Genomic DNA, 4,477 nt, shown 5'->3' on the forward strand with positions numbered 1-4,477 from the left:
ATCCAGCGTGTGTCGGCGGCGCGGCTCGCAGGCAGCAACGCGAGGAGCGGGACGATTCCTCGTTCCCCCCTCTCCCCCTCCCCCCCCCCCCCCATATCTCGCCCCCCCCACCGCTGAGCCCCCCCCCCCCCCGGGGTCGGCGCACCCGGTCGACCGTGAGGTCACAGCAGGGTGGACCAGTACGGGTAGAAGCGGTGCACGACCAGCCCGGTGACGGCGAGGAACCACACCGTCAGCGGCACCAGATGATTGCCTGCCGCGGTCACGACCTCCGCGCGGACCGGCCTGCCGAGGACGCCGTGGTGCAGGTTCCGGAGGGTGACGTACCAGAAGATCGGGATGGTCGCGGCCCACACCACCATGCAGTACGGGCACAGCGCCCCGATGACGAACAGGCTCTGCGCGATCAGCCAGTGCACGAACACGACGGCGGCGGTGACACCGGCCTGGAGACCCAGCCAGTACCAGCGGGAGAACCGGGCGCCAGCGAGCAGCGCCGCACCGGTGGTCGTCGCCACCGCGAACCCGGCAATGCCGAGCAGCGAGTTGGGGAACCCGAACGCCGAGGCCTGTGCGGTGCTCATCACCGACCCGCAGTTGAGGACCGGGTTCAGGCTGCAGGACGGGATGTAGTTCGAATCCGCTGCGAGAGCAAACTTCTCGACGGTGAGGACGAGCGAGGCGAGCAGCCCGGTGAGGCCGCCGAGAAGCAGCAGCCAGGGCAGGCTTCGACCGAACGGGACTTCGATGTCCCTCACGGTGGCGACGTCAGCGGAGGGCGCGATCGAATGCATCGGTCAGGTCCTGATAGGTCTCGGGTTCGAGCCGCTGTCCGTCGAGGAAGAACGTCGGGGTGCCCCGCACCCCCAGCGCCTCGCCGTCGGTGACGTCCGCCGCCACCCGCGCCGCGGTCGCCGGGTCGGCGTACGCGGCGTCGAACGCGGCCAGATCGAGTCCGAGTTCGGCGGCGAATCCGCGGAAGACGTCGTCCTTCGGCACCCGCTGCTCACCCCACGTCATCTGCGTCTCGAACATTCGCTGATACATCTGCTCGAACCTGCCCTGCTGCGCTGCGGCCTCGACGGCGCGGGACGCGGGTTCGGCGTTGGCGTGCCCGGGCATCGGGAAGTGGCGGACCACGAAGGTAACCCGATCCCCGTACTCGGCGCGCAACTCCTCGATCGCGGGGTATACCGCGCCGCATGCCTCGCACTCGAAGTCGAGGAACTCGACGAACACCGGACTGCCCTCCGGGGCCGACGTGATCCGGTGGCTGTCCGGGCGGACCACCGCCGCGGCGCCGACGTCCGCGACGTCCGCGGCGGCCGGGGCGGAGTCGCCGCCGGATCGACCGAGCCACAGGACCGCCGCGACCGCGACCGCGAACACGGCGACCAGGGCGAGGGAGATCCGCACACCCCGATTCATGAGGCCGACCATCGGGACGATTCGGGCGAACCGGGCGCGGTAATCATGGTGACACGCTAACGGATCTCGACGCGGGCTCGTCCAGCCGGATCGGCACCTCGACCGTCGAGGGCACAATGAGCGAAGGCGACTGGTCCGACTGAGGGGCTGTCGGCCGGGACGTTGATACGGGGGCGGGAGATGGAGACACCAAGCACGGCACAGGCCGGGGAATGGATGCGGAGTTACGTCGCCGACACCCTCTCCCGCACCGACCTGGACTCGTTCATTGACAGGGTCGCGCAGTCGATGGGGGCCGACGTGCCGGAGCTGTCCACCGACGCGGAGATCCAGCGTGACCTGCACTGGGCAGTTCGCAGCCAGTTCCGCCTCATCCTCGCCGCACGGACGTCGGACGCCTCGCCCCGGTGGTCCGTTCCGGTGGCACCGGAGGCTCATTCCCTGGCGCGGACCATCGCCCGCCGCGGCCTGGAGCTGCGCGTGCTGTCGCAGCTCTACCACGCGGGCCACCGCGCGGTGTGGCGCTTCGTCACGGAGTTCGTGCACCGGGCCGACGTGTCGGCGGAGTTCAAGGTGCAACTGGTGGTCATGATGTGGGAGCAGACGAGTGAGGTCATGAACGCGATGCTCGAGGACCTCGCCGCCACCTACACGCAGGAACGGGAAAGGCTGCTCAGCGGTGCCTTCTCCATGCGCGTCAACACCATTCGGGAGATCCTGGACGGAACCCAGAACAGCGCCGCCGATGCATCCGCATTGTTGGGCTACCCGCTGCATCGCGTCCACACCGCGCTGGTGCTGTGGACCACCGACCACGCGGCCTCCCTTGACTCGAGGATGTTCGAGCCGCTCGCATCGCGGCTTGCCAGGTCCGCCTCCGCGACCGAGATCATCTGTGTCCCTTCCGGTGCACGGGGACTGTGGGCGTGGATGGTGACCGGCGACGTCGACCCGGTGCTGGATTCCTCCCTGGTCGTCCCCGGTGTCCGGGTCGCGATGGGACGTCCGGGGTCGGGCCTTGACGGCTTCCGGCGGACCCACCGCGAGGCGCAGGCCGCGCAGGGCCTCGCCGCCCGGTCGCGACGGCGCGTGCCCGTCACCGACTATCGGGACGTGGAGCTGATCTCGATGCTGTCCGCCCGACCGGACGCCATGAGCGCGCTCGTCGACCGTGAGCTGGCTGGCCTGCTCGGGGAGGACGAGGTGGCGGCGCGGCTGCGCGAGACCCTGCGAGCAGTCCTGTCCCACCAGGGGAACCTCGAGGCGGCCGCGCGGCACCTCACCGTGCACAAGAACACCGTGCGCTACCGGGTGCAGCAGATCGAGGAACGGCTCGGCCGCCGGATCACGCATCGCGCACTGCATCTCGAGCTCGCCCTCGACTGCTACGACGCGTTCGGTGCCCCCGCTCCCGCTGTGTCGACCGACCAATTCACCGGCGGACGTGTGGACGGTTAGTCCAAGCGCGTGGCGCGGCTCAGCTGCCAGGCTGATGGTCCCTGGACCAGAAGGAGATCGCGCGCCGTGACCACCCCGCAGCTACCCGCCGGATTCGACCCCACCAACCCGGACATCTACGCCACCCACGTCCCGCACGCGGAGTTCGCCGAGCTCCGCAGGACCGCGCCGGTCTGGTGGTGCCCGCAGTCGCCGGACGTCGGCGGGTTCCACGACGACGGATACTGGGTCGTCACCCGGCACGCCGACGTCAAGGAGGTCTCCCGCGACGACGTGTACTCCACCTGGGAGAACACCGCGATCGTGCGGTTCAACGACGACATCCCCAGGGACGCCATCGAACTGCAACGGCACATTCTGCTGTTCAAGGACGCCCCCGAGCACACCAAGCTCCGCAAGATCATTGCCCGGGGCTTCACGCCGCGTGCGGTCGGCAGCCTCGAGGACGCCCTGTCCGAACGGGCGGAGCGGATCGTTCGCGATGCACTCGCATCGGGGGCGGGGGACTTCGTGACCCGCGTCGCCAGCGAACTACCGTTGCAGGCCATCGCGGAGCTCATCGGCATTCCCCAGCAGGATCGCGGCAAGGTCTTCGACTGGTCGAACCAGATGACCGGATACGACGACCCGGAGTTCGAGGGCGACCCGCAGGCGGCGTCGATGGAGCTGCTCGGATACGCCTACCGGATGGCGGAGGAGCGCAAGGGGTGTCCGGCCGACGACATCCTCACCCAGCTTCTGCAGGCGGACATCGACGGTGACGAGCTCGGGCCCGACGAGTTCGGGTTCTTCGTCATCCTGCTGGCGGTCGCGGGCAACGAGACGACGCGTAACGCCATCACGCACGGGATGATCGCGTTCCTGGACAACCCGGATCAGTGGGAGCTGTTCAAGCGGGAGCGTCCGCGGACCGCCGCCGACGAGATCGTTCGCTGGGCCACCCCCGTCACGGCGTTCCAGCGGACCGCACTCGCGGACACCACGCTCGGTGGCCAGCGGATCAGGAAGGGGGACCGCGTCGCAATGTTCTATGCGTCGGCGAACTTCGACGAGGACGTGTTCGACAATCCGACGACCTTCGACATCACTCGGGATCCGAACCCGCACCTGGGTTTCGGTGGCACCGGGGCGCACTTCTGCATCGGAGCGAATCTGGCCCGCCTGGAAATCGACCTGATCTTCAATGCGATCGCCGATCACATGCCCGACATCACCCGGCTCGGTGACCCGAAGCGGCTCCGCTCCGGGTGGCTGAACGGGATCAAGGAGTTCGAGGTGGACTTCACCGGAGGAACCTGTCCGCGCGCTCGGTGATGTGCTCGTGCAGTCGCGTCGCGGCGGTCGTCGGCCGGCTGCTGCCCGTGGCGAGGCCGATCGTGCGGTCGCCCACCCCGCGCGGAACTTGGGCGATGGCCTGGGCGCGCCGCCGGGCCGCGACCTATCCGGTCGTGGCCTCGGCGGCTCCGTGGTTCTATTGTGTTTCAGGGTGTTTCAGGGTGTTTCAGGGTGTTTCAGGTGCTGAACAGCAACTGTCTTCGATTGTGTGCCGGGATGGGTTTCCGGTCGGGGTCGATCCAGTGTGGGGGTGTGA

4 protein-coding genes are annotated in these 4,477 nt (G+C 68.8%); 2 read left to right on the top strand and 2 right to left on the bottom strand.

Going from position 1 to position 4,477, the window contains the following annotated elements; genetic code table 11:
- Positions 1 to 161: 161 nt before the first annotated feature.
- Positions 162 to 794, bottom strand: coding sequence for a vitamin K epoxide reductase family protein (locus ACWF62_RS20150; protein ID WP_378509325.1), 633 nt, complete (start codon positions 792 to 794; stop codon positions 162 to 164).
- Positions 769 to 1,428 carry a DsbA family protein gene (locus tag ACWF62_RS20155; RefSeq protein ID WP_378509326.1) on the bottom strand — a complete coding sequence of 220 codons (660 nt, stop codon included), beginning with the start codon at positions 1,426 to 1,428 and terminating at the stop codon, positions 769 to 771. The genes ACWF62_RS20150 and ACWF62_RS20155 overlap by 26 nt, the downstream gene beginning before the upstream one ends.
- A gap of 180 nt (positions 1,429 to 1,608) precedes the next feature.
- Between ACWF62_RS20155 and ACWF62_RS20160 the strand changes: the two genes are divergently transcribed.
- Both ACWF62_RS20160 and ACWF62_RS20165 read left to right on the top strand, forming a co-directional pair.
- Positions 1,609 to 2,886 carry a PucR family transcriptional regulator gene (locus tag ACWF62_RS20160; protein WP_452631178.1) on the top strand — a complete coding sequence of 426 codons (1,278 nt, stop codon included), beginning with the start codon at positions 1,609 to 1,611 and terminating at the stop codon, positions 2,884 to 2,886.
- Positions 2,887 to 2,952: 66 nt separating this feature from the next.
- Positions 2,953 to 4,200 carry a cytochrome P450 gene (locus ACWF62_RS20165; protein WP_452631180.1) on the top strand — a complete coding sequence of 416 codons (1,248 nt, stop codon included), beginning with the start codon at positions 2,953 to 2,955 and terminating at the stop codon, positions 4,198 to 4,200.
- Positions 4,201 to 4,477 lie beyond the last annotated feature (277 nt).

It is taken from the genome of Rhodococcus sp. NPDC054953 (genome assembly GCF_053609225.1).